This is a genomic window from Streptomyces sp. ACA25 (assembly GCF_028200735.1).
Classification (GTDB): Bacteria; Actinomycetota; Actinomycetes; order Streptomycetales; family Streptomycetaceae; genus Streptomyces.
On sequence record NZ_JAQKPV010000043.1, the window covers coordinates 1 to 2,999 of the forward strand.

The 2,999-nt window shown below is 64.8% G+C and carries 2 protein-coding genes and 1 pseudogene; 1 reads left to right on the forward strand and 2 read right to left on the reverse strand.

Going from position 1 to position 2,999, the window contains the following annotated elements; genetic code table 11:
• Positions 1–1,758 precede the first annotated feature (1,758 nt).
• Complete coding sequence (locus PJ985_RS23025) at positions 1,759–1,905, forward strand: hypothetical protein (protein ID WP_271685825.1); 147 nt, start codon at positions 1,759–1,761, stop codon at positions 1,903–1,905.
• Positions 1,906–1,937: 32 nt separating this feature from the next.
• On the opposite strand, the gene PJ985_RS23530 is transcribed toward PJ985_RS23025, so the two are convergent.
• Together PJ985_RS23530 and PJ985_RS23035 are read right to left on the reverse strand one after the other, a co-directional pair.
• Positions 1,938–2,339: a transposase gene (locus PJ985_RS23530; protein WP_443033579.1), complete on the reverse strand. Its 402-nt coding sequence runs from the start codon at positions 2,337–2,339 to the stop codon at positions 1,938–1,940.
• Positions 2,231–2,978, reverse strand: a pseudogene (locus PJ985_RS23035) (ISAzo13 family transposase); the annotation flags it as partial. The pseudogene PJ985_RS23035 and the gene PJ985_RS23530, both read right to left, overlap by 109 nt.
• Positions 2,979–2,999: the final 21 nt, after the last annotated feature.

The following is a 2,999-nucleotide window of genomic DNA, read 5'->3' on the forward strand; positions in this document are numbered from 1 at the left end:
TCGCGCTCCTGGCCGAGCAGGCCAGCGCCGCCCTGGGCGTCGATGGCCCGCCTACGGCCGACTGCTGACGGCGACTGACCTCGCCGCCGACGTCGCGGTCACCGGCAGCGGCACCCCGCAGCGCACCCCGCGCAGCGACGGCCGCACGGCAACCACGGCGTACAGTCCAACCACCGGCTTTGCCAACCAACAACAACCCTCTGGCCTTTTCCGACCCCACCGGCCTCATCCTCTGCCAGAGCAGCTCCGACACCGGCTGCCTCTACCGAGGAGACAAGAGAACCCCCCGCCGCGACGACCGCCCCCCAGCCGCGCTCGCACAGGTCGGCACGGGAGGTACCGGCGGGGGCGGTACCACGACGTCTCAGCAGGCCGGCGGGACCAACAGTTGCAGCGCGGGTCGTCAGCTAGCGGTGGCAGCCCACCGAAAGGGCGGCGGGGCCATGCTTGGTGAGGGGGCGGCGGACCCTGACACTTATGCGGTGATCGCCGCTTGGGCGATCGGCGTGGCTCCGTCGAACTGGACCTTCAGTGATCACGGTGAGCTCACGCGGGAGGTGTGAAAGCAGCGGTGGCTGAAACTGGTGCGCGATCGCCTGCGGAACGACATATATGGAATGAACGTCGGTGAGGCCAGAAGCTGTGATCGTAAGATGTCGGATCTCTCGGCTGCGGCGAATCTCGACCAGATGCTGGAGGATTCCCTGGCGCGCCCTTCTACCCGTACAGTGGCATGTACGAATCTGGTGATGGTTCGGCGTTCAATCCGTCGAGCCTATCCCTCGGCTCCTATGGGTTGAAGGCTGAGCTGAAGTCTGTTATTCCTCCCGCTACGCCCAGGTTGAGTTCACTTTGACCGACACGATCAACCGGGAGTCCGGGATGCGCTCACCAGTTGAGGGTGGATATCGGGACGGGAACGCGAATGGTGCCCTCCAGCGGGTCTTTGATACCGCCCTTCAGGTTTTTCCAGAGGGGCAGAAAGACGTGCACATCACCATGACGTGGACTGAGAGTATCTCCTTCAGGTGAGAGCGGAGGCTTGTTCGACGGTGAGTGGCTTCGATAGCAACGAGACACATGACGACCTCATACGGAAGGAGGGGCGATATCAAAGGGCGGCCTGGTGGGTGATCTGTGGAGTAGTCGCACTCCTGCTCCTCGGCGTGCTGGCCGTCACGGGGTTCGTGATCTTGATGATCTTCGCAGGGTCCTGGATGTTCACGTGATGCACGAAGCCTGCTCCTGCTGTTCTGTCTCGGGCGGTTGTGGACGGTGATGCAGTTCTCGGACGGGTGGATTTTGAACGGGTGAGGCATTCCGGGTTCGGTGTCATGGACTCATCAGGGGTTCCGTGCACGTACTTCAAGCCAGACCCTGCATCTCACGGGTACCCGACGAAACCGGACTACTTCAATACCCAGTGACATCCAGATTGCACTGCCGATTCTGTGGCCTGTTGTAGTACGACCCCCTGGGGGGAAGATGAGAAGACGCCCAGCTGCCAGATTTGCGACTGTTGCGGGGTTGAGTTCGGGTACGAAGATTCAGAGCGTGTCTCACATGGCCTGAGCGGCATCGGGCATGATGCTGTCCGTGGCCGGTGATCCCTCTTCTCGTCTGAATCCTGATGCTCTGTGGGTTCTGGTGGAGCCTCTGCTGCCGGAGTTCACCCCTCGGAAGCACGGTGAGGACGGCTCCTGTGCATGAGCGACAGGCGTTCGCGGCGGTGGTGTACGTACTTACCAGCGGGTGTGCGTGGCGGCTGCTGCCCGACACGTTCGGCGGATCACCGGATGGACCTACGCGCCCGACGGCACCACCGTCGAGAAGTTGGTGCGGATCGCCGGCACCCGGTGGGCGATCGAGGAGCGTTTCCACGCCGCGAAGAACGAGTGTGGCTAGGACGAGTACGAGGTCCGCCGTGAGGGCGGTCTTCAAGTGGTCGTTCCAGCGCCGACGACCGCGGCCGGTGGGGTACAGGGGCGAGGGGGGCGAGGTAGAGAAGCGTGGGAGGGCGGCGGTCTCATTGGGAAGTGCCCGCAGGCTTGGGCCGCTCGCCGGTAGCGTGCGTTCAGCGACTCGATCGCGTTGGTGGTACCCAGTTGTCGTCTGCCGCCGCGCTGGCGGTGACGGCGTAGTTCGATCGCGGCGGCGTAGGGGACTGCGTCCGGTGGTGGCAACGCGCCGGCCGCCGCGCAGGTCGTAGTGGTTTGTTCGGCCCGGGCCTGAACAGCCGATGCTCGGTCTTGTTCCACTTCGACGTGCCGGGCGGGAAGTGGCAGACGGTGAGGGTCAGGCCGGCCTCGACGGCGAACGAGGCGAGTTCGGCCTTCCATACCCGGTAGCGGTAGCTGTTGGATCCGCCCACGTCGGCGGTGATCAGCAGCCGGGACGCCTCGGGGTAATTGCGCTGCCCGCGCGCCTGCCACCAGCGGCGGATCGAGGACGCCGTGAGCGTGGAGGTGTTGTGTTCGGTGCCGACGTTCACCCAGCCGGTGTTCGCGGCCATGTCGTAGATTCCGTACTGGATCACGGACTCCACGAGCGGGCTGGCGAATAAGCTGTGGTCCTCGACCTCGACGGGCTTCCCGGCAGGCCGCCATTCCCTTCCGGCCGCCGGCAGCTGCCCGATCTGTTCCTTCTTCTGCGTCCACAGCGACTTCGTCGTCCACCGTAGCGGCGACATCGGGTCCCCCACGCTCGTCCGGCTCAACCAGTGCCATCAGCGCGGGAACCAGTGCCGGATGCACGACCTCGGCGGGCAGTCGCCCGTCTCCGTGCTGCCGGACCTGTCCCTCGGGCAACGGGTCGACCCCGGTCTCGAGCTCGAACACGCCGCTACGGAGGGTTATTTCGCTGACCTGGGCGACCTGCGCGACCAGCCGTACGCCTCCATGGCCGAGCAACCGGGCCGCGGCGCAACTAACCAGTGAGCCATCAGAATTGGTGGGGTGCTCGGTACCTCTGTGAGTCACGTCACCGCAACGATTGCCGTG